Consider the following 25,783-nt stretch of genomic DNA (forward strand, 5'->3'; position numbering starts at 1 on the left):
TCGATCCAAGCACCGAGACGACGATGGGCGCGAATCCCGGGTGAGGGATGCGCGCCCATCGAGGCGTATCACCGGTCAGGCGACGCGGCCGCCCACGGTGACGCGGTAGGCGTAGGTGCCGGCGATGATCGTGATCGGAATGGTCACCAGAAGACCGATGCCGAGCAGGATCGCGCCGACGATGTTGAGGCCGAACAGGGCGAGCGCGAGGACGAAGATGGTCCCGCCGTTCGATGCGATCGCCTTGGCGCTGGCCTTGATGGCGGGGATCGGCTCGTCGCCGCGGTCGATGACGAACTGGAAGGTCCACCACGTGAAGAACGTGACGACGAGTCCGGGGATGACCAACAGGATGTAGCCGATGCCGGTTGCGATGCCCACGAGGATGCCGGCGATGACGATGGCGAAGACGTTGTTGAACTGGAAGAAGGACCCGAAAGCGGGCTTGATCCCGTCCACCTCGTGCAGAGCGCCGCGGACGAGTGCCGCCTGAATGAGGAGGGCGACGACTCCGACGATGACGCTGAAGATCAAGCTGAGGACGAAGTTGTCGGAGGTCAGCACGAAGTTCAGGACGCCCTGGATGATTGCGGCGATCAGGACGATGCCGATCCAGACGAGGGCGTTCTGTTTGAACTTCTCCCAGCCATATCCGATGGCCGATCCGACGGACAACTGCGTCGGCATCTGCGCTTCGTTGAACGACGGAGGCGGCGGGTAGTTCCCGGGTGGTGGGTAGCCGCCCTGCTGGGGTGGTGGGTAGTTGCCCTGGGGAGGTGGTGGGTAACCGCCCTGCGGCGGCGGATAGCCACCGGGGTTCTGTGGATCCTTGTCGGGGTCGTAACCGCCTGAGGTCATCGTGTCCTTCTCCCTCGGGAAGAGTTGTCGCGGTCACTGTACGTCCGATCGATCCCGAGTTGGGCCCCGTCACATTGCAACGTGATCTCGATCAGTTCGTGGATCAGGGATTCGCGGGGTCGAACACCCACGGTTCGCGGGGTACGCACGTCGGCTTCCACCGCTCGAGCAATTCCTCGGCGTTCTCTGCGTCGGGCACACCGAGGGAAGTGGTGATGAGTGCCCACGCGTCGGGTCGTTCGCGTAGCGTCACCGCGCCGTCTCGTTTGGCCAGACGCTTGCCCTCGACGTTGAGCGCGAGGGGAACGTGGACGTACGTCGCGGGGGTGAGGCCGAGGAGCTGAGCGAGGTAGCCCTGTCGCGGCGCGGAGGTGAGCAGGTCGTCGCCACGAACGATCTGATCTACGCCTTGTGCGCCATCATCGACGACGACAGCCAGGTTGTAGGCGGGCACGCCATCGGATCGACGCAGGACGAAGTCGTCCACCTGGCCTCGGAACAGGCCCTGCAGTTGATCGACGATGGTGAATTCGGTTACCTGCGAACGCAATCGAATGGCAGGTGGGCGGTCCTTGGCTGCTTTCTGGTCCGCGGTCAGATTGCGACAGGTTCCGGGATACGCGCCGTCGGGAGCATGCGGGGCGGAGGCGGCCTGGAGGATTTCCCGACGCGTGCAGAAACACTCGTACGTGAGCCCGGCTGCGGTGAGCGTGCGAATCGTGGCGTCGTAAATTTCCCGACGCTCGGATTGCCGCATGATCGGCCCGTCCCAGTCGATTCCGATGGCGGCGAGGTCGTTGAGTTGCCGCTGCTCCGAGCCGGCTTTCACGCGATCGAGGTCTTCGACGCGCATGACGAAGCGTCGTTCAGTGGAGCGGGCGAAGAGCCAAGCCAGAATCGCGGTTCGGAGATTGCCGAGATGGAGATCGCCCGAAGGACTGGGAGCGAAGCGTCCGGCGGGCATGGGGGCAACCTTAGGTCGAGTGCCGCAGAAGTTGCTCGAGGTGGAGCAGTGAGGTCGCCTCGAGGTCCGGCGCGGTGAAGTACTGCGGGTAGGTGGTGCCCGTGCGGTTGATCCAGGCCGTGGACAGTCCGGCACGGTGGGCACCGTCGATGTCCCAGGGGTGGACGGCGACGAGCATGGCCTCGTGGGGTTCGGCACCGCACCGATCGAGTGCGTATCGGTACGACTGTGCGGCGGGCTTCCATGCACCCGCTTGGTCGACGGACAGCAGCATCTCTGCGTGTTCCAGTACGCCGGCGCCTTCGAGCAGTTTTCGCGCGACGCCGATTGCGCCGTTGCTGAGGGTGATCAGCCGGATGTCGAGCGCAGCCAGTGCTCTGATGCCGTCTGCTACGTCGGGATGCACGTCCAGGCCCATGAAACCGCCCATGATGTGCTCGACGGCGTCGTCGATCTCTCGATCCAGCGTCTTGAGCGGGAGCATCACTGCAAGCAGCCCGGATGCGACGTTCGCGAATGGCCGCGCCGAGCCGGATGCGGTGAGGGCGAAGCCGTCACGCAGGACACTCGCGAACCACAGCGATGCGAGTTCGGCGGGGGCTCCCACGTCGGTGAAGCGCTCCGACAACGGTGCCATGTCGGATAGCGTTTCGTTGACGTCGAAGACGATCACGCGTGGTCGACGCAGCGTTGGCGACTCGTTCGGGTCGTGGAGATCGTTCACGAACTGAGCTCCTTGTGGTGGTTCTCTTTTTCCTGGGCAACGACGACGCCGCATTCCCGGAAACGTCGATCGGTGTCGCTTCCGAGATCGTCCATCGCGCCAGTATCGCAGCACGCTCCGGGTAGGTAGATGGTTGACAAAGCAACTACTTCGGGTACGGTCGAAGTTGTTGACATCGCAACTACTTGCAGGCCGACGGCGCACGTTGCCGAAGCGCCCGGTGAGACGTCAAGAAGTCACGTCCGCCGAGGGCCGACCTGCTCCGCATACCGAAAGGCGTCATCACATGACCAAGATCGCGATCATCTACTACTCGGCAACCGGTCACGGGGCCACCATGGCGAACAAGCTCGCCGACGCAGCCACAGCTGCGGGAGCGGAGGTCCGCGTGCGGCACGTCGCAGAGACACGTGACCCGAGCACCTTTGCCGAGAACCCCGCCTGGACGGCGCAGTACGAAGCAACAAAGGATCTTCCGGCTGCCAGCGGCGACGACATCGTCTGGGCCGACGGCGTCATCTTCGGATCGCCGACGCGTTTCGGTAGCACCGCGGGACAGTTCCAGACCTTCATGGATTCGCTCGGTGGCTACTGGGCCAAGGGACAACTTGCGGACAAGGCGTACGCCGCGTTCACCTCCAGCCAGACTTTGCATGGCGGCCAGGAGACGACGCTCACCGGTTTGTACACCTCGCTGATGCACTTCGGCGGCGTCCTGGTCCCGCCCGGATACACCGACGGTCTGAAGTTCGCCGACGGCAACCCCTATGGCGTCAGCCATGTGACCGGGGGCGACAACCAGAACGAACTGGAGGATGCCACGCTTGCGGCCCTCGAGCACATGGCCACTCGCGTGGTCACCGTCGCAACGGCACTGTCGCGGTGAGCGGGACGAGCGGCTCCTAGCTCCATCACTCGGCATCGGGTCACTCAGGGCGGGTTGTGTCCTGGGTGACCCGATGCGATGGATGCGACGAGTTGCTCGAACGTGTTGATGCGGAGCATGGCGTCGGCCGCGTCACCGGACAGGCCTCGGAAAGACCCTCAACCCCTTCGAACTGTGAGATCCGCTCGCCGGCCTGTTACAGAACAACAGCATCGACCGCATACCGAGCGCTCATCGAGTTCGGCCACGTTCTCTGCGAATCGCCCCACTCACGAACTCAATCCGTGACAACGAACCTCGCCCCACGCGGAATCTGCAACCCCGCCGCATCTCCGGCCTTGACAGAAGACCCCGCCGCCAACTCCACTTTCACGGTCAGTGACCCCACGGTCACATCCGCGATGCTGCGAAACCCGGTAGGCCGCAGGTTGGAAACAACTCCACGAATTCCGTTGCCATCCAGAGTGATCAGCTCGTGCCGCACCAGTAACACGGCAGGCCCGGCCGGCAGGGAAACTCCCTCGACCTCCAATTCCCCGAGCTCGGAGCGATGGACTCCAACTCCGTCCCACTCGCCTTCGATTTCGTTCATCCCGCCCATCAGTCGCGAGACCGCCATTGTGCTCGGCCGGGTGTAGGCCGTCGCGATATCGGAGTGATGCTCCAATCGGCCGTCGATGAGCACGGCGACGGAATCGGCCAGCACCGCCGCCTCCTGCTGATCGTGGGTGACTAGCAGCAGAGTCTGATCCAGCGTCGAACGCAGTTCGCGAACCAGGTCGTGCATCTCGGTGCGCAACACCGGGTCCAGAGCGCTGAAGGGCTCGTCCAACAACAACACTCGGGGTGAACCGGCGAGCGAACGCGCCAACGCCACCCGCTGCGCCTGCCCACCCGACACCTCGGACACCGCTCGGCCCCCGATGTCACCGAGATGCACCAGGTCGAGGTACTCCCGGGCACGCTCGCGCGACCGCTTCCGACTTTCCCCGGCCGCGCGGTACGCGAAGCCGATGTTGTCGAGTACCGACATGTGCGGGAACAACATCGGACGTTGAAACACCATCCCGACGCCGCGGTTCTCGGCCTCAACGCCGTTCACCTCGCGGCCGTCGATGCGCACCGTGCCGGCGCTGGGTGAATCCAGTCCCGCGATGAGCCGTAGCGCAGTGCTCTTGCCCGAGCCCGAGGGTCCGAGAATCGCCGTGCAGGATCCGGGCGGCACGGTGAGATCCAGTGATTCGAGTGCCGCAACCGATTGACCGGCATGGACTTTCGTCAGTCCGTGTACGGACAGTTCGACGCTCATCGGGCACTCCTACGACGCAACCGGGCCAGCATGAGCACCAGCAACAGCGGCGGCACGACGGCAGCGACCGACAGTGCAGCCACCACCGAATCGTTGCCTGTTCCCGCAGCGAACGAGGCAACCAGTATCGGCACGGTGACCAGTCTGCCCCCACCGATCAGCAGGGTGATCACGTAGTCGCTCCACGCCACGAGGAACGCGAGCAGTGCCGCACCCGCCAACGCCGGAGCCAGTAGGGGAATTCGAATCCGTCGCAGCACCATGGCATTCGACGCACCGAGTGTGCGAGCTTCTTCCTCGTAACCGATGTCGTACGCGCCGAATGCCACTCGCATCAAATACGTCGTGTACGGAATGGCCGCGACGGTCAGCAGAGCGATCACCGCCACCGTGCTCGGAATGCGCGAGCGCAGCACCAGAACGTCGAGCCCCAACGCCACGGCGAACGGGGGTAGAGCCACAGGCGCGAAAAGAACACCGGCCACAACAGCAGGAAAGCGCACGGTACCGTTCACCAGGGCGCGAGCAGCCAACGCGCCCAATGGTGTTGCGATGGCAGCGACGGCGAGAGCGAGCATGGTCGAGCGCACGAACGCATCGACGCCCCCGGCATCGAGGGCGCTGCGGACGCCGTCGAATCCCCATTCCTGGGGAACCGAACCGGGAAACGACCAGCGATTGCTGATGGCCCACAATGCAACCGGGATCAGGGGCAACAGGAACCACAGGACCAGAGCGGACCTGCCGACAGCGGGAAGAACCCTTTTCATTTCCACGCTGCCGATCTGCGCAGATAGTGCAGTGCCACCGCGGCCACGACCACCGTCAGAGCGGTGGCGATCGTCGCGGCAGCGGCGGCCTGCGGACGCGTCTCGAGATCGATCGACGTGAACAGGCGAATTGCCATCACCGACAACGGCTCCGGATACGGTCGGCCCAGAATGCGGGCCACCTCGTACGAGCCGATCGTGTAGGCGAACGCGATGGCCGCCGACGCGATCAGTGCAGGCCGAGCCAACGGCAGCGTGACCAACCGGAGCCGAGCCCACCGGCCGGCACCCAAGGTTGCGGCCGTCTCGTCGAATGCAGCTACGCGGGTGGCGAGCGTCCCGGCCACGACGACGGCCACGAAAGCCGATTCCTTCCAGGCGTATTCGGCGACGACGGCGATCCACCACTTCCCACCGACCAACTCCGGCCAGCCGCCGTCGGTCATGCCGAGTATGCGGGGCAGCATGCCCGAATCCGCCAGCAACAGGGCCATCGCGGCCGCCCCGATCAGGTGCGGCACCGTGACCGTCAATCCGGCGGCGACCAACGCGGCGCGTCCACCCGACAACGCCGTCAGCGCAGCCGCGAGCCCGATCACCGTGGCCAGAGCCGTCGAGACGACAGCGATCGACAGTGTCAGCGCGACCGAGCGCCACAGGTCACCGCCCAGAGTGGAGTACGCGTCGACCGATAGTTCGGGGGTACCGACCAACGGCATCAGACCCAGGCTCTGCAGCACCACGGTTCCGAGACCGCCGCCGACGACGAGAACGACCAACACGACGGCAGGCAGCACCGCCGCTGTGCCGCGAAAGCTCTTCGTGGACGCGCTCACTGACCGGCGAGCACGCTTCGACGCCAACCCTCGTCGAGCGGGGTGACCCACTCCGCGGACAGCTCCGGGTGCGCGTTCGCCGAGATCACCTCGTACGAAGGAACCACCGGCGAGGACGGGAGCTGCTCGAACTGCGCCCGCTCTTCCGGGGTCAGACGCGCGATGTCCAATGCAGTGAACTGACCCCACACGTCCGGCGTCGCCTTCGCGAGTTGTTGCTCGGGCGACAACGTGAGATTGGCGACCACCTGTGCCGCCGCCGACTTCCCCGACGTCGACGGAATGGCAAGGAAACTCGCATTCCCGACGGTTCCCTCGTCGAGAGTCAGGACGCGAGTCTCCGGCGGGAAGGTGCCGTCGGCGACGAGCTTCGGGAGGGTCGCGGGGCCGTACGTCATCGTCATGTCCACCTGACCGCCGGCGTAGAGGGCGTCGAGCTCGGAGGAGGACTGTGGATACGTCGTTCCTTCGCGCCACAGTGACGGGGCGAGCTCGTTCAACTGATCGAACAGTGCCGGGGCGAGTCGGTCGTAGGAGTCCTGATCGAACTGCGCCGGAACCTCGTCGACGCCACCGGAGACGTTCACAAGCGCTTCACGCAGGAACACCGAACCGGTGAAGTCCGGGGGAGCGGGGTAGGTGAAGCGGCCCGGGTTCGCGCGAGCCCAGTCGAGCACGCCCTCGAATGTCGTCGGCGGATCGGGGATGGCTGCTGCGTTGTAGACCAGGGTGAATTGAGCCTTGTGCCAGGGTGATTCGCAGTTCTCGACCGGAGTGCCGAAGTCGTCGAGCAGCAGCGGATCCTCGGGATCGGTCAGCTCCATGTTCGGCAGGTTCTGCGTCCACCCGCACAGCCACGCGCCGGCCTGCTTGCCGGTGCCGAAGTTGGCACCGTTGACCCACACCAGGTCCACCTCGCCGTCGGTGACCCCGGCCTGCCGCTCGGACAGGATGCGGTTTACTGCGTCGGTGGTCGATTCCACCGGTACGCGACGCAGCGTGACGCCCTCCTCGGCGGCCGCGGGGGTGAGCACGTCGTCGACGTAGGCGTTGCCCTGCTCGTCCCCGCCGTACATCCACAGCGAGACGGTCTGTCCTTGCGCCTGCTGTTCGATCTCGCTCCACGACTGCGACTCGGCAATCGGTGCTTCCGATGATGGCGCTGCGCATGCGGTCAGCAGCAGCCCTGCGCTCGCCGCAATCGTCACTGCGCACCGTACCGAACGAATCACCGTGGGCCCTCCAGATCAACCGAAGCAGCCGCCGTCGACGCTGCCCTCACCACCGTAATCGGTCGAATGAGACAACCGCTGAACACGCGGGCACACCGGTGGTGTGCACAATGGAGCGTGAACCGCCGGACGAGAGGCACATACCGTGACGCAGGACCGCCCGACGCGTAGTCGCCGCGGCACCACCCTGAAATTGGTCGCGGCTGCCGTGGTCGTCATCGCTCTGGTGATCGTGCTCGGCACCGTCGATCTGCCCGATCCGTCTTTCATTCGTGACCGAGTGGCGTCGGCCGGGCCCTGGGGCATCGCGTTGTTCGTCGTGCTCTACGCCGTCCTGTCGGCCACTCCGTTCCCCGCCAGCACGTTGACCATCGCGTCGGGACTCCTGTTCGGATTGGCGGTGGGCGCAACCGTCGTGGTGTTCGCGGCCACGATAGGGGCGTATCTCGGGTACTGGGGAGCGCGGGCGCTGGGACGCGGGCAGGTAGCCCGCACCGAATGGGACAGGCTGCGCCGGCTCGACGCCATGCTCGGCCGTCGGGGATTGCTGTCGGTTCTGCTCGTGCGACTGGTGCCGCTGCCGTTCTCGTTGGTCAACTACGCGGCCGGAGTCAGTGCCGTCGGGCAGCGTGACTACGTGGTGGGAACCATGGTCGGGATCGTGCCCGCGACCGTCGCCTACACCGCGCTCGGGGCTTACGGGACGTCGCCGCTGTCGTGGCCGTTCGCGATCGCATTGCTCGCGGTGCTGGCGATCGCGGTCGGTTCTGCGCTGCTGGCACGCCGCCTGGGACTGACCGGCGCAGCCGAATGATCGACAGCTTCCTGCGCCGCCACCTCGAAGGCCCGCTCGACCGCTGTGCCCGCGCCCTCGATCGTCCCTCGATCACCCCGGACCGCATCACCGCCGCCGGGCTCGTACTCGGCCTCGGTAGTGCGCTGGCGGCGGGTCTGCAGTTCTGGTTGCTCGCATTGGCGTTGTGGATCGTCTCCCGCATCGCCGACGGCCTGGACGGACCCTTGGCCCGTAGGCGTGCGACGGGCTCCGGTGCAGGCGGATTCTTCGACATCACAGCCGATTTCGTGGTCTACGGAACAACGGTGGTGGGCGTCGCGGTGGGTGCCTCGGCCGCGTACGACGCCCCCTGGTGGCCGTTCCTGCTGGTGCTGTTGGCGTACTACATCAACGGCACGGCGTTTCTTGCGTTCTCCTCGATTGCCGAGCGCACCGGTCGCACCATCGACGACGGCCGCTCGCTGTCGTTCCTCGGGGGCTTGGCCGAGGGTGCGGAAACGATTGCGGTGCACAGTCTCTGGCTGTTACTGCCGGGAATCTCGTGGCAGATCGCGGTGGTCTGGGCGGCCGTGGTTGCGGTGAGCTCGGGTCAGCGGATCATCGCCGGCTACCGCGCTCTTTCCTGATCCGCCTGCTCCGCCCTTTCGCCAGCGCGGCCGTTGCTCGCGAAATGACGGGAGAACCCAACTGCGCCTTCACGTCTGCTATCGCCGCGTTCCACGGCCCGTCGTTGTACGTCGGATACGGATGGGTGGCCCCGGCGAGGTCTCGGGTCCTCAGGCCCTGCTCGATGGCGATGATCAGCTCCCCGATCGTCTCGCCCGCCCGCGGTCCCACCACACAGGCTCCGACGATGCGACGCTTGGCATCGAGCACCAGCGTCGTCGATCCGTTCGTTGCCCCCTCGGTGACGGCGCGGTCGACGTGGTGGTGGTCGAGCGTCTGCAGGCGTAGTCCGCGTTTGCGAGCGGTGCGCACATCGATTCCGGCCGAGGCGATCTCGGGATCGGTGAACGTCACCCGCGGAGTTCCCGTCGTACTCACCTTTCGCCGCAGGCCGAGGACTGCATTGCTCGCGGCCAGGCTGCCGTGCACGCCTGCGGTGTGCGTGAACTGCGGGTGACCGGTGAGATCACCCGCAGCCCAGATGCGAGGATTGGTGGTCCGCAGGTGCTCGTCGACGCGCACGAATCCGTTGTCGCTCAGTGCCACTCCGGCCGTGTCCAAGCCGAGGGCGGCGGTCCGCGGCGTTCGTCCGGTGGCGATCAGAACCCGATCGAAGTCGAGCTCGACGCCCGTGTCGGTGACCGCCGAGCCTTCGTCGATACGTACGACGGCAGTAGAGGTCAGCACACGCACGCCCTCGTCCGTGAGCGCCTGCGTCAGTATCGACGAGGCCTCAGGGTGCTCGCGCGGCAGGATCGTCGCCGACCGCCCGACCAAAGTCACGTCCGACCCGAGACGCGAGAATGCCTGCGCCATTTCGCAACCCACCGACCCGGCCCCGACGGCCAGCAGGCGCTGCGGCAAGTCCTTCAGATCCCACAGTGTGTCGCTGGTCAGGTAGTCCACGTGCTCGATGCCGTCGATCGCCGGCACGGTGGGATGCGCGCCGGTGGTCACGATCGCTTGGCCGAAATGCAGTATCCGCGTGCCGACGGCCACGGTGTTCGGACCGGTGAACACGGCGTCGCCACTGATCACGTGGACCCCGGCCGCGGTGAGTGCCTCGGGCGAATCGATCGGTGCGATCTCGTTGATCGCACCGTGCACGTGCTGCATCACGCGCGCGAAATCCACCCGCGGCTGCTCGGTGTCGATGCCGAACCGGGACGCGGATCGAACCGTCTGTGCCACCGAAGCTGCCGCGAGCAGTGCTTTGGACGGAACGCATCCGGTCCACAGGCAGTCGCCGCCGGTGCGTTCCCGCTCGATCAACACGACATGTACACCAAAGCCCGCCGCGGTCTTCGCTGCCACGATGCCGGCGGTGCCGCCGCCCACCACGACCACGTCGGCGCGGTTCTCGGGCACACTCGAAGACGAACGACGGATTCCCATACCTCCCACTATGCCCGCGCCTTGGAGAGACCCGAGATGAGACGACCGACGCCGTACACCCTCTCGGCGCGCCTGTACGACGTGATCTCCTTCGAATGGCCGATTTATGGCGCCGGACGAGAGGCCGCGTTCGAGCTACTGAATCTGCCTGCAGGAAGCCATGTTCTGGACCTCGGGTGTGGCACGGGTCTGAACTTCGCGGGGTTGCAGCGGATGATCGGACCCACCGGATCGATCACCGGAATCGACGCCAGCTCGCAGATGCTCGAACAGGCCCGACGGCGAGCCGACCAGGCCGGTTGGGACAACGTCACGCTCGTTGCCGCCGACGCCACCGCCCTCACCACAGCGGATGTGGGCGAGACTGAGTTCGACGCCGCGTTGAGTACCTACGCGCTGTCACTGATGACGCCGTGGCAGGCGGCCCTCGATGCGATGATCGCGGCGACGCGAGTGGGCGGCGTCGTGGCTGTCGTCGACATGCAGCGTCCCGTCGGACGAGCCGCGATCTGGACGCCGCTGGCGAAGCTCGCTTGTCGACTCGGTGGGGCGGACATCGAGGCCCATCCGTGGGCCGCGATGCCGGAGCGACTCGACACGATCACCGAAAGCGCCGTCCGCGGCGGCCATATCCAGGTACGCGTCGGGCGCATCCGATAAGGCCACCGCGCGGCCCGGTCAGATCGTCACCACCACTTTGCCCAAGGTCGAGCCGGTCTCGACTGCGGTGTGCGCGGCTGCGATCTCGTCCAGCGAAAACGTCGCCGAGACCGTCACCGAAAGGGTTCCAGCGGTGACCAATTCGGCCAGGGATGTCAGATCGGCCGCCGACGGCGACACCCCGATGCGCTCGAATCGCTTCCCCGTAGCGATCAATTGATCCACGACCCCGGGGTCCGGGTCGAGCAGCGAGGTGATGATGCCGCCGTCGACCAGTACCGATGCAGACCGCGGTGTGACGTCGCCGACGAGCGGGTCGAGCACTACATCGACCGGTGTGACGACATCCTCGAAACGCTGTGCGCGGTAGTCGATCACCTCGTCTGCTCCCAGCGAGCGAACGAAGTCGATCTTGGGTTCGCTGGCGGTGGCAATGACGTACGCCCCGAGCGCCTTTGCGATCTGAACTGCCACATGGCCGACGCCGCCGCCGGCCGCATGGATCAGAACGCGTTGTCCAGCCTGAAGTTTGGCAGTATGCACCAGGGCCTGCCATGCGGTGAGCCCGACGAGGGGGAGCGCGGCTGCCTGCTCGTCGGACATTCCGTCAGGGATGGTCGCCACCTCGGCCGCCGGAACCACCGCGTACTCGGCGTTGGTCGCCGCCTGCTGCGGGAACAACGGCATTCCGAACACTCGGTCGCCGACCGACCAGTTCTCCACGCCGTCACCCACCTGCTCCACCGTCCCGGCCAGGTCCCAGCCGAGGACGAACGGCGGCGCTCCGAGAAGCGGGAACGCTCCCGCGCGGACTGCGGTGTCGACCGGATTGACGCTGGTCGCGGCGATACGGACCAGAAGCTCGCCCGGCGCGGGCGTGGGCACCTGAGACTGCACGAGCTCGAGAACATCGACGCCGCCGACGGTCTGCTGCTGGACGATCTTCATGACGATTCTCCTTCTTCTCCGGTGATCGCTTGCCTGCGATCGGTTACTCGGTCACCATATGAATGCTGGGAACCAACAGGAAGTAGGCACCCAGAAGTGCCTTGGAGACGAAAGGGTGCGTCGATGCCCACGATGACTGCCGATCAGCGCCGCGAACTCGATCGAGCCACCCACGACGCCTACATGCGGGCCTGCCCGTCGGCCCAGCTGCTCGGGATACTCAGCGACAAGTGGGTGTGTCTGGTGTTGTGCGCACTCGACGACGGGTCGATGCGATACAGCGAGGTCCGCCGAAAGATTCCGTCGGTGAGCCAGAAGATGTTGACCCAGACGCTGCGCACCCTCGAGCGGGACGGCTTCGTTCTACGTACCGTCACCGCTGCCGTACCGGTTCGTGTGGACTACGAGCTGAGCGAACTCGGCCGTCGAATTCAGCCGTTGGTGGCCGCGATCAAGAGCTTCGCCGAGGAGAACATCACCGAGGTCCTCGTCGCTCGATCCGAGTTCGACGCGGTGAGTTGACCGCTGCCACTTGACCGCTACTGCTCGCAGAGCTCGCCCGGTGCACTCCGCTTCGGTACGGGGTGGAGATATTCAGGTTCGCGTGGGATCGGTGTCATCGAGGGCCGACGGACCTCGGTGAGGATCTATTTCTTCTGCCGTCGGCTACCGCCGTGCCAGTCCTGTTGCACGCCTGCTTCGTCTTCCTGAACCCCGAGCGCCTTCAACTGAGGAAGCTCACGCAGACTGCGCTTCATCTCCGCGAATCCGGGGAATCGGGCGAGTCCGATCACGTTGTCCCACAGTGGTACTGCCTCCTCATCGCTGGGTAGACGGCTGATCACAGGACCGAAGAAAGCGACGCCGTCCGGCGGCTCGAAGGCGATGATGGGTGTGCCGACGTCCTTGCCGGTCAGTGACAGCGCATGATCGGTTTCGGCTCGGATCTCCTCGTCCAGGGACGAATCATCCAGTGCTGCGGTGTGACGGGTAGGTAGCCCGAGTTCTTCGAGGATCGGCCCGAGGAATTCCGCGGTGCCGCGATGTCCGTGGCTCGCAGCGTTGTCGGGCACTGTTTCGGTGTCGAAGATGTGGGTTCCGAGGGCCTCGTACAGTGGCCCGATCGCGTCCGACCCGTGCTCAAGACGAATAGCGGCGGCCGCTCGCAGCAGTCGCAGACCCGCGGTGTGACCGGCCTCGTACTCGGGTGGAAAGTGCGCGTCGTAATCGATGTGCGAATTGAGCAGTCGCAGCGAGATGAACCGCCAGTCGACGGTGTAGTCGCGTTGGGCTTGGACCTTGCGGACCCATTTGCTGGTCATCCAGGCGAACGGGCACACCGGATCGAAGTAGAAGTCGATATCGGCCATCAGGGGACTCTCCTTGTGGGACGTAGGTTCCGTGCTGTTCAGTGTTCACCCAGCAGAGCCGAGCGCTGTTCGGTGACCACGGCCCGAATGGCGTCGACCACCGCCGACACCTCCGGCCGTCGCAATGTTTCGCTTCGGGTGACGAGCCAGTAGGTCAGTTTCACCGCGATGGCATCGGGCAGGATTCGTTGTAGGTCGGAGTGGCGGTCGGCCATGAAGCACGGCAGTAGCCCGATACCCGCGGACGCTCTGGTGGCCTCGACGTGGACGAAGACGTTGGTGGAGGTGACCGATTCGCGCATCGTCGGGGTGAAGTTGGGGGCCAGATCGAGATCGTCGACGTGCAACATGGAATCGATGAAATAGATGAACGGGTGTGCGGATAGGTCGGCGGGCACCTGTGGGGTTCCGTGTTCGTGCAGATAGGCCTCGGATGCGTAGAGGCCGAGTAGGTAGTCCCCGAGCCGAATCGCCTCCGCCCGATGCACCTGCGGTTGGCCGACGACGATCTCGATATCCAGGCCCGATCGTTGCTGCGATGCCCGTCGGGTGACCGCGACGATCTCCACGGACACTCGCGGGTGTGCGCGTTGCACCCGCGCCGCGGCCGGGGCGGCGATGTAGGCACTGAATCCGTCGGTCGCCGAAATACGTACGACGCCCTCCAACGCACCCGCGTCGTTCGAGACGAGGGTCCGCAGCGCGTCCTCGACGGCCTCGGCAGCGGCCAGCGCGCCGCGGCCCAGCTGAGTCAGCTCCCAGCCTCCGGCACCCCGGGTCAGCACCCGGCCACCGAGGGTGTCCTCGAGTGCGGCGATGCGTCGGGAAATGGTCGTGTGGTTGATACCCAGGTCGTCGGCCGCAGAACTGTAGCGACCGGTTCGACTGACAGCGAGAAGCACCAGCAGGTCGTCTGCACTGGGGATCTTCGCGCCACCGACCGTCATGTGTGCAGTTTTGCAGATCCGACCTGCGTTCATGGCTCTTGCGCCGACAAACATCTGCACCAATACTCAGAGCAACCCGCCAATGTGTGGTCTGTCACAACAGTGACCATCGAGTGCCGAGTAACACAGGAGAGTCAATGAGCGTCGATCAGCCGCTGGCAGAACGGTCCGAACCGGACCCCGATGCCACCCCCGCAGGCCTCAAGAAGGTCGTCGGGGCATCGATGGCAGGCACCATCGTCGAGTGGTACGAGTTCTTCCTCTACGGAACCGCCGCGACACTGGTGTTCAGCAAGATCTTCTTCGCCGCAGGAACCAGCGAGCTCGACGCGATCCTCGCTGCCTTCGTCACCTACGCCGTCGGCTTCGTCGCACGGCCGTTGGGCGGCATCGTCTTCGGCCACTACGGCGACAAGTACGGCCGAAAGAAGTTGCTGCAGTTCAGCCTCGTCCTCGTCGGCGGTGCCACGTTCCTCATGGGCTGCCTCCCGACCTTCGAGGCGATCGGCTACTGGGCACCGGCCTTGCTGGTGACCCTGCGATTCATCCAGGGCTTCGCCGTCGGCGGCGAATGGGGCGGCGCGGTTCTCCTTGTCGCAGAACACAGTCCAAACAAGTCTCGCGGATTCTGGGCCAGCTGGCCGCAGGCAGGCGTGCCCGCCGGTAACCTGCTCGCCACCGTCGCTCTGCTCGTCCTGACGACCACCCTGTCCGACGAGGCCTTCCTCAGCTGGGGCTGGCGCGTCGCGTTCTGGCTCTCTGCCGTCATCGTTTTCGTCGGCTACTACATCCGCACCAAGGTCTCCGACGCCCCGATCTTCCTCGAGGCACACAAGCAGGCCGAGGTCATCAAGGCCGCGTCGTACGGCGTCTTCGAGGTCGTCAAGCGTTACCCGCGTGGCGTGTTCACCGCAATGGGCCTGCGCTTCGGTGAGAACGTCATGTACTACCTTGTGGTCACCTTCTCGATCACGTACCTCTCGGTGGAGGTGGGAACGGATACCTCCACGATCCTGTGGTGGATGCTCATCGCCCACGCGATCCACTTCTGCACGATTCCGTTGGTGGGCAAGCTCGCCGACCGCGTCGGGCGTCGCCCCGTCTACTTCGCCGGTGCCATCACCGCCGCGACGTGGGGCTTCTTCGCCTTCCCGATGATGAACAGCGGACACAACGTCGTCATCATGCTAGCCATCATCATCGGCCTGATGTTCCACGCCTTCATGTACGCCACGCAGCCGGCCATCATGGCCGAGATGTTCCCGACGCGGATGCGCTACTCCGGTGTGTCCCTCGGCTACCAGGTCACCTCGATCGTCGCCGGTTCGCTGGCCCCGATCATCGCGGTCAAGCTGCTCGACGTCTACGGCTCGTCCGTGCCGATCGCGGTGTACCTCGCCGTTGCCTGTGCGATCACCGTGGTTGCCGTCGTCATCGCAAGGGAAACAAAGGGACTCGCGCTCGAAAGCATCGACATCGCCGACGCCAAGAACCTGGCCACCGAAGCCGAGCTGGCCAAGGCTGGTCTGAAGTGACCGACCTGACCGGACGCTCCGCTCTCGTCACCGGGGGAGCGTCCGGCATCGGGGCCGCGTGTGCACGCGAGCTCGCAGGCCGGGGCGCACGCGTCACCGTCGCCGATGTGAACGACGTTGCCGCAAAGGAATTGGCGTCGGAGATCGGCGGTGACGTCTGGTCGGTGGATCTGCTCGACACCACCGCGCTGGACGACCTCCGGTTGGACGTCGACATCCTGGTCAACAATGCGGGCATTCAAACCGTCGCCCCGATCGTCGACTTCGATCCAGGCGCGTTCCGCAGAATTCAGACGCTGATGGTCGAGGCACCGTTCCTGCTCATCCGAGCTGCATTGCCGCACATGTACTCTCGCGGCTTCGGCCGAGTGGTCAACCTGTCTTCGGTGCACGGACTGCGGGCATCGGAATTCAAGGTCGCCTACGTCACCGCCAAACATGCACTCGAAGGCCTGTCGAAAGTGACGGCCCTCGAAGGTGCCGCCCATGGTGTGACGAGCAACTGCGTCAACCCGGGATACGTCCGTACGCCACTGGTCGAAAAGCAGATCGCCGACCAGGCCAAGGCACACGACATCCCCGAGGACGAGGTACTCGAAAAAGTTCTGCTGACCGAGGCCGCCATCAAGCGACTCGTCGAACCCGCCGAAGTCGCCTCGCTGGTCGGCTGGTTGACCTCCGAGAACGCAGGCATGGTCACCGGAGCGTCGTACACCATGGATGGTGGTTGGTCGGCTCGATAGTCCGCGCCCCGCGTCAATGGTCCACTGCACACGTCTGAGCGCGGCAATGTGCCATTGACGCAGGGCGAACCGCCGCGTGAATGGACCACTGCATACGTCTGACCGGTGCAAGGGTCCATTGACGCGAACGGGGTAGGCGCGAACAAGAGCCGGCGGGTGAACACCCTCGCCTCGAACAGCAAGAAACCCCCGTGACGTGTCACGGGGGCTTCTTTGGCGGAGGATAGGGGATTTGAACCCCTGAGGGCGTTAACCCAACCCGCGTTCCAGGCGAGCGCCATAGGCCACTAGGCGAATCCTCCGTGGGGGAGCTTACCCGGTTACCCCCACCATCTCCCAAATCGGGAGGCGTGAAGGGTGGTGATGCGACCCCATCGTGGGGACGGCTACACTTCCTAACGGATCCCGCGCGGCGCGCATCCTGTGAACTCCCCCAGGGCCGGAAGGCAGCAAGGGTCAATGGGCTCTGCCGGGTGCGCGGGGTCCCCTTTATTCAGTGGCAGCAACACTGTCCGGGGAACCCAGTCACCGAGAGGCCGCTCCGCATGTCAGCGCAAACCCAGTTGGGTCTGATGAACCATGAGGAGCTTGCCTCCGAGCACGAGCGGCAGAGCGCGAAGTACACGCAGCTCAAGACCGAGAATCTGAAGCTGGATCTGACGCGTGGCAAGCCGTCACCTGAGCAGCTCGATCTCGCTGCCGAGCTGTTGACGCTCCCGGGCGCGGACTACAAGGACGGCAACGGCACCGATTGCCGCAACTACGGTGGGCTCGCGGGCCTGCCGGAACTGCGTGCCATCTTCGGTGAACTGCTCGGCATCCCGGTGAAGAACCTGCTGGCCGGCAACAACGCCAGTCTCGAGATCATGCAGGACCTCGTCGTCTGGGCGCTGCTGCACGGTCTGCCCGATTCCCCGCGTGCCTGGTCGGCCGAGCCGAACGTGCGCTTCCTGTGCCCGGCTCCCGGCTACGACCGGCACTTCGCGATCACCGAGAGCTTCGGCATCGAGATGATCCCTGTTCCCATGGGACCCGACGGCCCCGACGTGCACGAGATCGCCAACCTGGTGGCGTCGGATCCGCAGATCAAGGGCATGTGGGTGGTGCCGAACTACGCGAACCCCACCGGGGCCGTCTACTCCGAGGAAGTCGTGCGTGCGCTGGCCACCATGCCCACGGCGGCACCCGACTTCCGACTGTTCTGGGACAACGCCTACGCGGTGCATCCGTTGACCGAGGAGTTCGCGCCGTCGTACGACGTGTTGGGCATGGCAGCCGAGGCAGGCTTCCCCAACCGCGCGTTCGTGTTCGCGTCGACGTCGAAGGTCACCTTTGCCGGTGCGGGCGTCAGCTTCTTCGGCAGTTCCGAAGAGAACCTCGCCTGGTACCAGAAGCATCTCGGCAAGAAGAGCATCGGGCCGGACAAGCTGAACCAGCTGCGGCACCTGCGTTTCTTCGGTGACGCCGCCGGTGTGCGGGCCCACATGGCCAAGCATCGCGAGATCCTGGCCCCGAAGTTCGCCCTGGTGCAGCAGATTCTCGAAGATCGGCTCGGTGCGTCGAAGATCGCGTCGTGGACCGAACCCAAGGGCGGTTACTTCATCAGCCTCGACGTGCTCGAGGGCACGGCCGCACGGTCGATCGCGCTGGCCAAGGACGCCGGAATCGCGCTGACGGCCGCCGGCTCGGCCTTCCCCTACGGAAAAGATCCGGAAGACAAGAACATTCGCCTCGCCCCGAGCTTCCCGTCGCTCGGTGAGCTGGAGAAGTCGATGGACGGCGTCGCGACCTGCGTTCTGCTGGCCGCCACCGAGAAGCTGCTCGATAGCTAGTGGTGTGGTTATGCGGCTCAGAGGGCGCATAACCACACCACTGCCGCAGGCACTCAGTGCCCGACGACTACCGCACCTTCGGGAGCCGACGGCAACGGTCCCTTCTTCAGCAGCGTGGCCGAGAGCACTGCGCCGAGCAGGAAGATTCCCGACGCCCACCAGAATGTGGTGGTGTAGCTGGCGATTTCCGCGTTGGCCTGCAGCAGAGCCGCATCGGCTGCCGTCGCCATGTTGGAGCTGACGTAGCTGGTCGCCGCGTTGGCCGCCACGGTGCTGAGCAGCGCGGTGCCGATCGAGCCGCCCACCTGCTGCATCGTGTTCACTGTTGCCGACGCGACTCCGGAGTCGTCCGGGTCGACGCCCGAGATCGCGCCCTGCATGGCCGGGGCCATGGTGGCACCGAGTCCGAGGCCCATGATGACCAGGCCGGGCAGGATGTGCGTGACGTAGCTGCTGTCGATGGAAATCTGCGTCAGCAGTCCCATTCCGACCGAGGCCACGATCAGGCCGGTCGTCATCAGGATGCGCGGCCCGAAGCGGGGGAGAATCAGCGCCGTCGACAGCGTCGCGGTGAGGATGAGCGATGCGATCATCGGCATGAACGCGAACCCGGTGGTGATGGGTGTGTATTTCAGGGTGTTCTGCAGGTAGTAGGTCAGGAACAGGAACACCGCGAACATGCCTGCACCGGTGACGAACACGGCCAGGAAGGATCCTGCGCGGGTGCGGTCGAGGATGATCCGCAGCGGCAGCAACGGGTGCTCGACGCGCATCTGGATGGTCACGAACACCGCGAGCAGAACGACACCTGCGGCGAGGAATCCGAGGGTGACCGCGTTGCTCCAGCCGTCGGATTCGGCGTGTGCGAAGCCGTAGACGATGGAGAACAATGCAGCCGAGACCGCGAGGGTGCCGGGGATGTCGAGCTTGGGCCGGACGTCCACCTTGTGCTTGGCGAGGAACAGGAATCCGCCGACGAAGGCGAGTGCTGCGAAGATCAGGTTGACGTACAGGCTCCAGCGCCAGTTCGCCCATTCGGTGAGTACGCCGCCGAGCAGCAGGCCGAGTGCGCCGCCGCCGCCTGCGATGGCACCGAAGATGCCGAATGCCTTGGCGCGTTCCTTGGTGTCGGTGAAGGTGGTGGCCAGTAGTGAGAGTGCCGCGGGAGCGAGCAGTGCGCCGAATATGCCCTGACCGGCGCGAGCCGCGACGAGCATGCCGAAGTTGACGGCCGCGCCGCCGACTGCCGACATCAGCGCGAAGCCGACGAGGCCGATGAGGAAGGTGTTGCGGCGACCGAAGAGGTCGCTGAGCCGTCCGCCGAGCAGCAGCAGGCTGCCGAACGCGAGAGCGTAGGCGGTGACGATCCAGGAGCGGTTGGCATTGTCGAAGCCCAGGTCGAGCTGGGCTGCGGGCAGCGCGATGTTCACGATGGTCGCGTCGAGCACGACCATGAGCTGGGCCAGGCCGAGTGTGGCGAGAATCAGCCAACGGTTCCGATGCGCACGTTCGTCCGCCGGCATCGTGGTCGACGTCGCGTCGCCCACGTTCTCCGATGAAAGGGTGGTCATGAGTCCTCGGTTCGACTATGCGGAGGTGTATCCTCCGGTTGTAGAACAAGGTAGCAGCGAAGTGGAGGAATGTCCTCCGCTTATCGGGTGAAACGGACATCGAATGAGTGTGAGAGCCGACACATCGGCAGCGAAACCCCTCCGTGCGGATGCCGAGCGCAACCGTCGACGCATCGTCGACGCGGCGCGCGAACTGTTCGCCTCACGCGGAATCGACATCACACTCGACGACGTCGCTGCCCACGCCAAAGTGGGCGTCGGAACCGTCTACCGACGGTTCTCCTGCAAGGAAGAGTTGATCGACGGAGTGTTCGAGCAGCGCCTCGAAGACATGCTCGAGAACGCCGAGCGTGCACTCGAGGCCGAGGATCCGTGGGACGGACTGGTGCAGTTCCTCGGCGATGTGTGCGCGGGAATGGCGCTCGATCGGGGACTCGGAGACGTCGTTCTCGGGTCCGATCAGGGCTGCCGCGGAATCGCACAGGTGCGTCAGCGAATAGACCCGTTCTTCGCGAAGATCATCGATCGGACTCGGGAGTCCGGCCAGCTACGGCCCGACATCTCGGTCAATGACTTCTATCCCGTACTCGGCATGATCGGTGCCGCTGTCGAGTTCTCCACTTCCGTCGATGCGCACAACTGGCGTCGCTACTTCACCGTCCTGCTCGACGGCCTCCGCGGGGACGGCGTTCCTCTCACCGAACTGCCCGGCCGACCCTTCACCGACGCCGAGGTCGACATGGCCAAAGCGGCGCTGCACCGTCGCCGCCGCTGAACGAACAGGGTCCACCTCACGAAACCCTTTGCGTTGTGCGATCGATCACGTAGGGTCCCTAACGGAATTGAGTGCTACCCGATGTACCGCTTACTCGGGAGCTGGGGATCGACGTTGGGGGATTCGAGTTGCGTTCGACGCGTGTCATTTTTTCGGCAGTGGCGGTATCCGCGGTGCTCATCGGTATGACCAATCCGATTGCATCTGCAGCCCCGGGCTCTGGATCGTCGACGGGTTCCACCGTCGAATCGGACTTCTACGTACCGCCGAGCCCGCTGCCCGCAGGCTCCCCGGGTGACGTGATCCGGTCCGAGCCGTCGCATCTCGCTCTGTCGGTCCCCGGAATCGGTGGCCCGCTGCCCGGCGCGGCAACGCGAATCATGTACCGCAGCACCGATTCCAACGACGCGGCCAATGCCGTCACGGGCACCTACATCGATCCTGCCGCACCGTGGACCGGGCCAGGCCCGCGTCCGCTCGTCGTCCTCGCCCCGGGAACCCAGGGCCAGGGCGATCAGTGCGCGCCGTCGAAGATGCTCAACAACGTCATCACCTACACCCCGCCGCTCGGCTTCATGGTCGAGTACGAGGTGCTCGCCGCATACTCCCTGCTGTCGCAGGGATACGGCGTCGTCATCACCGACTACGAGGGCCTCGGCACTCCCGGTGCGCACACCTACGTCAACCGCGCATCGGAGGCTCACGCTGTGCTCGACGCCGCCCGCGCAGCGCAGAATCTGCAGGGCACCAAGATCTCCGCGGACGGTCCGGTGGCGGCGTACGGCTACTCGCAGGGTGGCGGAGCAGCCGCTGCTGCAGCGGAAATCGCCGGAGAGTACGCACCGGAGATGGACCTCGTCGGCACCTATGCGGGCGCACCCCCGGCGGATCTGAAGGCGACCCTCGAGCAGGTCGACGGCACCATCCTGACCGGCGTGATCGGCTACACCCTCAACGGTCTGCTCAATTCCGATCCCGGTCTGCAGCCGATCGTCGACGAGAACATCAACGACGCAGGCAAGGCCATGCTGAACCTGGTGGCGAATCAGTGTGTGGGAGAAACGATTCTGAACGTCGGGCTGCACCGGACCAACGAATACACCAAGACCGGCGAGCCGCTCTCGGTTGTGTTGGACCGGTTGCCCGTCGCCGCAGACATCCTGGCCAAGAACAAGATCGGTGAGCGCACGCCCAACGCTCCGGTGCTGATCCAGTCCGGCACGTCCGACGACATCGTGCCTCACGGACAGGCCGTCGGGCTGGCCGGTGACTGGTGCGGCAAGGGTGCCACCGTGCAGTTGAGCGCCGCGCAGATTCCGGCCATCGTCCCGGGTTCCGGTGCCGGACACCTGATTCCGGACATCCTCGGCCTCGGCGAGGCGCAGAACTGGATCAAGGACCGCTTCTACGGAGCGCCCGCACCGTCCAACTGCTGACCCGGTCGGTACGGCCCGCGCGAGTCAGCGCGGGCCGTACATGATCACCGCGACGCCGATCAGTGCGATCGACGATCCGGCGATGTCCCAGCGATCGGGTCGGAAACCGTCGGCCACCATCGCCCACAGCAGTGATCCCGCAACGAACACTCCGCCGTATGCCGCCAGGATTCGACCGAAATTGGCGTCGGGCTGCAGCGTCGCCACGAAGCCGTAGGCACCGAGGGCGATCACGCCCGCTCCCGCCCAGAGCCACCCGCGATGCTCGCGGATTCCCTGCCACACCAGCCAAGCCCCACCGATCTCGAACACGGCTGCCACCGCGAACAGCATGACCGACTTCACAATGTTCATGCGACAAAGGCTCCCACAGGATCCACGTGGTGTAGGAAGATGCGTTTGGGGGTACAGGCCTACAGGCCCCGCGTCGAGGGCCGAGTCGGTAGGGGTGAGCAGTACATGCGGGACAGTTACACGGAGACGCTCGATTCGTTGGCGTCGAACCTGTCCGCAATGTCGAGAATTGCCGAAAGAGCAATGGTCGACGCCACCCGAGCGCTGCTCACCGCCGACATCGTCCTGGCCGAGCACACCATCGAGTACCGAGAAGAAATCGACATACTCGCGGTCGAGTGGGAGCACGGAGCGTTCGGCTTCCTGGCCCTGCAGGCACCGGTAGCCCACGATCTCCGACGCGTCGTCTCCGGAATCAACATCGTTGCCGATCTGCAGCGAATGGGTGGCCTGGCCGTGCACATCGCGGAATTGGTCCGTCGTCGCCATCCCGCGCACGTACTGCCGCCCGAGGTCGAGGGCGTGTTCGAGCAGATGGGTCGAGTGGCCGTAGCGCAGGCCGCGGCCACGCAACGCGTTCTGGAAACCCGAGACGCCGAACTCGCCGCCGACCTGCGAATCCAGGATCAGGAAATGGACGCACTGCACCGCAGCCTGTTCATGCTGACCTCCGCACCCGACTGGCCGCACGGCATACCGGCCGCAGTGGACATCACGCTGCTCGGTCGCTTCTACGAGCGATACTCCGACCACACTGTCGAGGTCGCCAAACGAGTCATCTTCCTGGTGACCGGCGATCGCCCCACCGACGAGTCATAGTCTGCGCGAACGGCTCGAAGATGGCAGGATCGGCACGATGAAACGTGACGTCTCTGCGTACCTCGATGTCGACGTGACCGAGGCCAGCACCCTCGAGTTCCAGATCGCAATCGCACCTCATCCAGGAACCGATGTGTGGGAAGCACTCTCGTTCACACTCGACGGTCAGCCCATCGAGGCGCAGGAGATCAGCGGTGCTCACGGCACCCGCATCCACAAGATTCACGCCGGCGTCGGCAAGCTGGAGGCGTCGTACTCGGCAACCATCTACGGCAACACCGAGCCTGCTCCGGTCTCCGACTACGACCTCTCGCTGTACCTGCGGCCCAGTCGATACTCCGAGGCGGACAAGTTCTTCGGTTTCGCGGCAACGGAATTCGGTTCCTACCCGCCGTCGGAGAAGTTGCTGGCCGAGGTCTCCTCCTGGGTCGGTGCACGTCTGAGCTACGTCCCGGGTAGCAGCGACCCCATCGACGGCGCGGTCGACACCCTCCTCGCCGGTGCCGGAGTCTGCCGCGACTACACCCACCTCGTGGTGGCACTGCTGCGTGCGGTCAACGTCCCTGCTCGCCTGGTCGCGGTGTACGCACCGGGCTGCGATCCCATGGACTTCCACGCGGTCGCCGAAGCATTCGTCGAAGGCCAATGGCGTGTGGTGGACGCGACGTGCCTCGCACCTCGATCGACCTTGGTACGCATCGCCACCGGACGCGACGCATCCGACACCGCTTTCCTCGACAACCACGGCGGATCGATCATCCTCAACAGCGCCGTCGTCGGAGCCGTCGTCGACGGCCCTCTGCCCTTCGACGACATCACCCAGCTGGTCTCGATCACCTGATCGTGCCGAGTCGGGCCGCGTTAGGCTGCGGCCGTGCGAATCTCTTTGCGGCGTGGCGGTGTGCGGACCGACGGGGTCGTCGTCGGCATGATCGTCGCCGTTGGAACAGTTGCCGCAGGTCTCACCCACCAGCCGATGGGGCAGTCGGGATCGGGCTACGTCAGTGAGCCTGTCGAGTACCCCGTGAACATTCCTGGATGCGAATCGGTGGAGCCGCCCGAGGAGGAGCAGTTCTACGGCGTGCTGACCACGGGCCAGGAGGATTACGACAACCCCGCCTACCCGTGGTTGACGTCGAAAAAGGCGAACGCGATGTCCATCGCGGTGCGCGAGGCCCTACCCCCTCGAGTCGACACCGTGGACGGTTCGTCGCTTCGGTATGCGGGCGATCCTCTCGTCTTTCAACCCGCAGCCAGCGCGGACGGTCCGTATGACCCCGGCACTTCCGCGGACGGGCTGGTCACTCGCGACGGCGTCGAAGGTTCGGTGACGGTCAATGTCACCCGCGTGGACGATGGGCCCAAGCCATGCCAGGCGGGCTGGCTCGACGCTCGCGAAACTCTGCCCGACGGAACCGTCGTCGACATTCGGGACACCTGGGATGAATTCGACGGTGACCGCTCCCACTCCAATATCGTGCGTGTGTATGCACGCGATGGTTCGGTCGTCGCAGCGTCATCGTCGGACCGGAACGCGGACTACGAATCGACCGGTACCGTGCCACTGTCGATCGACGAGTTGCGCAGGATTGCGCTGCGGCCCGAATTGCTTTGGTCCACACCTGTTCCCGATGGAATTCCCCCGCTCCCGATGTCGTGTGACACCAATTCCGAAGGCGCGGGGCAGTTCTCGTCTCAGGCAGTCGATCGCCTCAATGCCTCGCTGGACGACTTCTGGCAATCGGCCGGGATTCCGGTGGAACTCGACAGACCGCTGGGCTCGATGCGGACGTCCCCATCGGGATCGGCCGGCGCGTGCGGAGCCGTGATGGCCGGCGACGGCACCCTGATGATCAGAGTGATCGACGCGGACTACGAGCCGTCCCCGAATCCCTCGGGTGCGGTGACATTGGCGGACGGCTCGCAATTTCGTGACGACTACCCGGGTGCGAGCGGAATGACCCTCGACGGCGACCCGATCGACGACGTCACGTTGGTCAAACCGTCGGGCACCCGAGTGGACGTGCAGATTGCAGCAGCACAAACCCTTGTGGACCGACCCCTTCTGCAGGCAATTGCGTTGACTGTGGCAAGGTCTGTCGACTGACATCGGCGTTCGTCGCGATCGTGCACACGGACAGATGGATCAACTCATCCGGGTCATAGTGCGCGTCGGTGACGTCTCTCGGATATGACCAGGTGCCCCGAGACTGTTCCCTAGGGCGCTCTCGCACGAGGGTTCGACCGAAGATAGTGAACTCGTCCGATGTGTGGGCGTTGCGGCGAAGCAAGAGTGGGTTCCATGCACTCCACTTACGATGTTTTGGCCGATCACGAACGCCGTGTTGCCGATTCGCTGCGAGCGTACGACCGCCGGGTGCGCAGGCGTGCACGGAACGCCGGCCGGCCACGAGCGC

The 25,783-nt window shown here is 65.1% G+C and carries 26 protein-coding genes, 1 tRNA gene and 1 other RNA gene; 14 read left to right on the forward strand and 14 right to left on the reverse strand.

Annotated elements, in window-relative coordinates:
- Positions 1-75: 75 nt before the first annotated feature.
- From CH251_RS04260 to CH251_RS04270, 3 genes are all read right to left on the reverse strand, one after another.
- Positions 76-858, reverse strand: a complete 783-nt coding sequence (locus CH251_RS04260) for a hypothetical protein (protein ID WP_094611994.1) — start codon at positions 856-858, stop codon at positions 76-78.
- Between the two features lie 103 nt (positions 859-961).
- A complete protein-coding gene (gene gluQRS / locus CH251_RS04265; protein WP_094611995.1) occupies positions 962-1,822 on the reverse strand; it encodes a tRNA glutamyl-Q(34) synthetase GluQRS in 861 nt (286 codons plus the stop codon).
- Positions 1,823-1,832: 10 nt separating this feature from the next.
- Entirely contained in the window at positions 1,833-2,546 is a 714-nt protein-coding gene (locus CH251_RS04270; protein WP_256978799.1) for a haloacid dehalogenase type II, read from the reverse strand.
- 286 nt (positions 2,547-2,832) lie between these two features.
- Between CH251_RS04270 and wrbA the strand changes: the two genes are divergently transcribed.
- Positions 2,833-3,432 carry an NAD(P)H:quinone oxidoreductase gene (wrbA, locus tag CH251_RS04275; protein WP_094611997.1) on the forward strand — a complete coding sequence of 200 codons (600 nt, stop codon included), beginning with the start codon at positions 2,833-2,835 and terminating at the stop codon, positions 3,430-3,432.
- A gap of 277 nt (positions 3,433-3,709) precedes the next feature.
- On the opposite strand, the gene CH251_RS04280 is transcribed toward wrbA, so the two are convergent.
- The 4 genes from CH251_RS04280 to CH251_RS04295 are packed head-to-tail and all read right to left on the reverse strand — an operon-like array spanning position 3,710 to position 7,555.
- A complete protein-coding gene (locus tag CH251_RS04280; RefSeq protein ID WP_094611998.1) occupies positions 3,710-4,741 on the reverse strand; it encodes an ABC transporter ATP-binding protein in 1,032 nt (343 codons plus the stop codon).
- On the reverse strand, positions 4,738-5,511 hold the full coding sequence (locus CH251_RS04285; RefSeq protein WP_094611999.1) for an ABC transporter permease: 774 nt from the start codon (positions 5,509-5,511) through the stop codon (positions 4,738-4,740). The genes CH251_RS04280 and CH251_RS04285 overlap by 4 nt, the downstream gene beginning before the upstream one ends.
- Complete coding sequence (locus CH251_RS04290; RefSeq protein ID WP_094612000.1) at positions 5,508-6,347, reverse strand: ABC transporter permease; 840 nt, start codon at positions 6,345-6,347, stop codon at positions 5,508-5,510. The genes CH251_RS04285 and CH251_RS04290 overlap by 4 nt, the downstream gene beginning before the upstream one ends.
- Positions 6,344-7,555, reverse strand: coding sequence for an ABC transporter substrate-binding protein (locus CH251_RS04295; RefSeq protein WP_179273601.1), 1,212 nt, complete (start codon positions 7,553-7,555; stop codon positions 6,344-6,346). The genes CH251_RS04290 and CH251_RS04295 overlap by 4 nt, the downstream gene beginning before the upstream one ends.
- Positions 7,556-7,724: 169 nt before the next feature.
- On the opposite strand from CH251_RS04295, the gene CH251_RS04300 reads away from it, so the two are divergent.
- Both CH251_RS04300 and CH251_RS04305 read left to right on the forward strand, forming a co-directional pair.
- Complete coding sequence (locus tag CH251_RS04300) at positions 7,725-8,393, forward strand: TVP38/TMEM64 family protein (RefSeq protein ID WP_256978801.1); 669 nt, start codon at positions 7,725-7,727, stop codon at positions 8,391-8,393.
- On the forward strand, positions 8,390-9,001 hold the full coding sequence (locus CH251_RS04305) for a CDP-alcohol phosphatidyltransferase family protein (RefSeq protein ID WP_094612002.1): 612 nt from the start codon (positions 8,390-8,392) through the stop codon (positions 8,999-9,001). Before CH251_RS04300 ends, CH251_RS04305 begins: the two co-directional genes overlap by 4 nt.
- Here CH251_RS04305 and CH251_RS04310 read toward each other — a convergent pair.
- The gene (locus CH251_RS04310; RefSeq protein ID WP_094612003.1) at positions 8,973-10,436 is read right to left on the reverse strand and encodes an NAD(P)/FAD-dependent oxidoreductase; all 1,464 of its coding nucleotides are present in this window, start codon (positions 10,434-10,436) and stop codon (positions 8,973-8,975) included. The genes CH251_RS04305 and CH251_RS04310 overlap by 29 nt on opposite strands.
- Positions 10,437-10,472: 36 nt before the next feature.
- On the opposite strand from CH251_RS04310, the gene CH251_RS04315 reads away from it, so the two are divergent.
- Positions 10,473-11,096: a class I SAM-dependent methyltransferase gene (locus CH251_RS04315; RefSeq protein ID WP_094612004.1), complete on the forward strand. Its 624-nt coding sequence runs from the start codon at positions 10,473-10,475 to the stop codon at positions 11,094-11,096.
- A gap of 18 nt (positions 11,097-11,114) precedes the next feature.
- On the opposite strand, the gene CH251_RS04320 is transcribed toward CH251_RS04315, so the two are convergent.
- On the reverse strand, positions 11,115-12,044 hold the full coding sequence (locus CH251_RS04320) for an NADP-dependent oxidoreductase (protein ID WP_094612005.1): 930 nt from the start codon (positions 12,042-12,044) through the stop codon (positions 11,115-11,117).
- 123 nt (positions 12,045-12,167) lie between these two features.
- Here CH251_RS04320 and CH251_RS04325 point away from each other — a divergent pair, with 123 nt between their 5' ends.
- On the forward strand, positions 12,168-12,566 hold the full coding sequence (locus tag CH251_RS04325) for a helix-turn-helix domain-containing protein (protein WP_094612006.1): 399 nt from the start codon (positions 12,168-12,170) through the stop codon (positions 12,564-12,566).
- A gap of 125 nt (positions 12,567-12,691) precedes the next feature.
- Here the strand turns inward: CH251_RS04325 and CH251_RS04330 are convergent, their stop codons facing one another.
- Both CH251_RS04330 and CH251_RS04335 read right to left on the reverse strand, forming a co-directional pair.
- Entirely contained in the window at positions 12,692-13,414 is a 723-nt protein-coding gene (locus tag CH251_RS04330; RefSeq protein ID WP_094612007.1) for a hypothetical protein, read from the reverse strand.
- A gap of 38 nt (positions 13,415-13,452) precedes the next feature.
- Positions 13,453-14,361, reverse strand: a complete 909-nt coding sequence (locus CH251_RS04335) for a LysR family transcriptional regulator (RefSeq protein ID WP_179273602.1) — start codon at positions 14,359-14,361, stop codon at positions 13,453-13,455.
- Positions 14,362-14,498: 137 nt separating this feature from the next.
- Between CH251_RS04335 and CH251_RS04340 the strand changes: the two genes are divergently transcribed.
- Both CH251_RS04340 and CH251_RS04345 read left to right on the forward strand, forming a co-directional pair.
- Entirely contained in the window at positions 14,499-15,896 is a 1,398-nt protein-coding gene (locus CH251_RS04340) for an MFS transporter (RefSeq protein WP_094612009.1), read from the forward strand.
- On the forward strand, positions 15,893-16,639 hold the full coding sequence (locus CH251_RS04345; RefSeq protein ID WP_094612010.1) for a 3-hydroxybutyrate dehydrogenase: 747 nt from the start codon (positions 15,893-15,895) through the stop codon (positions 16,637-16,639). The genes CH251_RS04340 and CH251_RS04345 overlap by 4 nt, the downstream gene beginning before the upstream one ends.
- Before the next feature lie 214 nt (positions 16,640-16,853).
- Here CH251_RS04345 and CH251_RS04350 read toward each other — a convergent pair.
- A tRNA-Ser gene (locus CH251_RS04350) sits at positions 16,854-16,941 on the reverse strand.
- Between the two features lie 95 nt (positions 16,942-17,036).
- On the opposite strand from CH251_RS04350, the gene ffs reads away from it, so the two are divergent.
- Positions 17,037-17,131: signal recognition particle sRNA small type (ffs, locus tag CH251_RS04355), an RNA gene on the forward strand.
- 53 nt (positions 17,132-17,184) lie between these two features.
- Positions 17,185-18,471 carry an aminotransferase class I/II-fold pyridoxal phosphate-dependent enzyme gene (locus CH251_RS04360; RefSeq protein WP_094612011.1) on the forward strand — a complete coding sequence of 429 codons (1,287 nt, stop codon included), beginning with the start codon at positions 17,185-17,187 and terminating at the stop codon, positions 18,469-18,471.
- A 53-nt stretch (positions 18,472-18,524) separates the two neighbouring features.
- Here the strand turns inward: CH251_RS04360 and CH251_RS04365 are convergent, their stop codons facing one another.
- Complete coding sequence (locus CH251_RS04365) at positions 18,525-20,042, reverse strand: DHA2 family efflux MFS transporter permease subunit (RefSeq protein ID WP_179273603.1); 1,518 nt, start codon at positions 20,040-20,042, stop codon at positions 18,525-18,527.
- Between the two features lie 103 nt (positions 20,043-20,145).
- Between CH251_RS04365 and CH251_RS04370 the strand changes: the two genes are divergently transcribed.
- Complete coding sequence (locus CH251_RS04370; protein ID WP_094612012.1) at positions 20,146-20,817, forward strand: TetR/AcrR family transcriptional regulator; 672 nt, start codon at positions 20,146-20,148, stop codon at positions 20,815-20,817.
- Positions 20,818-21,002: 185 nt separating this feature from the next.
- Positions 21,003-22,253, forward strand: a complete 1,251-nt coding sequence (locus CH251_RS04375; protein ID WP_094612140.1) for a lipase family protein — start codon at positions 21,003-21,005, stop codon at positions 22,251-22,253.
- A gap of 24 nt (positions 22,254-22,277) precedes the next feature.
- On the opposite strand, the gene CH251_RS04380 is transcribed toward CH251_RS04375, so the two are convergent.
- Positions 22,278-22,607, reverse strand: a complete 330-nt coding sequence (locus CH251_RS04380; RefSeq protein ID WP_094612013.1) for a YnfA family protein — start codon at positions 22,605-22,607, stop codon at positions 22,278-22,280.
- 105 nt (positions 22,608-22,712) lie between these two features.
- On the opposite strand from CH251_RS04380, the gene phoU reads away from it, so the two are divergent.
- From phoU to CH251_RS04395, 3 genes are read left to right on the forward strand one after another with little or no spacing between them, the layout of a single operon-like run.
- Entirely contained in the window at positions 22,713-23,366 is a 654-nt protein-coding gene (gene phoU / locus CH251_RS04385; RefSeq protein WP_094612014.1) for a phosphate signaling complex protein PhoU, read from the forward strand.
- A gap of 37 nt (positions 23,367-23,403) precedes the next feature.
- Positions 23,404-24,207 carry a transglutaminase family protein gene (locus CH251_RS04390; protein WP_094612015.1) on the forward strand — a complete coding sequence of 268 codons (804 nt, stop codon included), beginning with the start codon at positions 23,404-23,406 and terminating at the stop codon, positions 24,205-24,207.
- 33 nt (positions 24,208-24,240) lie between these two features.
- Positions 24,241-25,473 (forward strand): hypothetical protein, encoded by a 1,233-nt coding sequence (locus CH251_RS04395; protein ID WP_094717111.1) that lies wholly within the window; start codon positions 24,241-24,243, stop codon positions 25,471-25,473.
- Positions 25,474-25,783: the final 310 nt, after the last annotated feature.

The sequence above is a fragment of the Rhodococcus sp. 06-462-5 genome, assembly GCF_002258315.1.
In the GTDB taxonomy this organism is placed as follows: domain Bacteria; phylum Actinomycetota; class Actinomycetes; order Mycobacteriales; family Mycobacteriaceae; genus Rhodococcoides.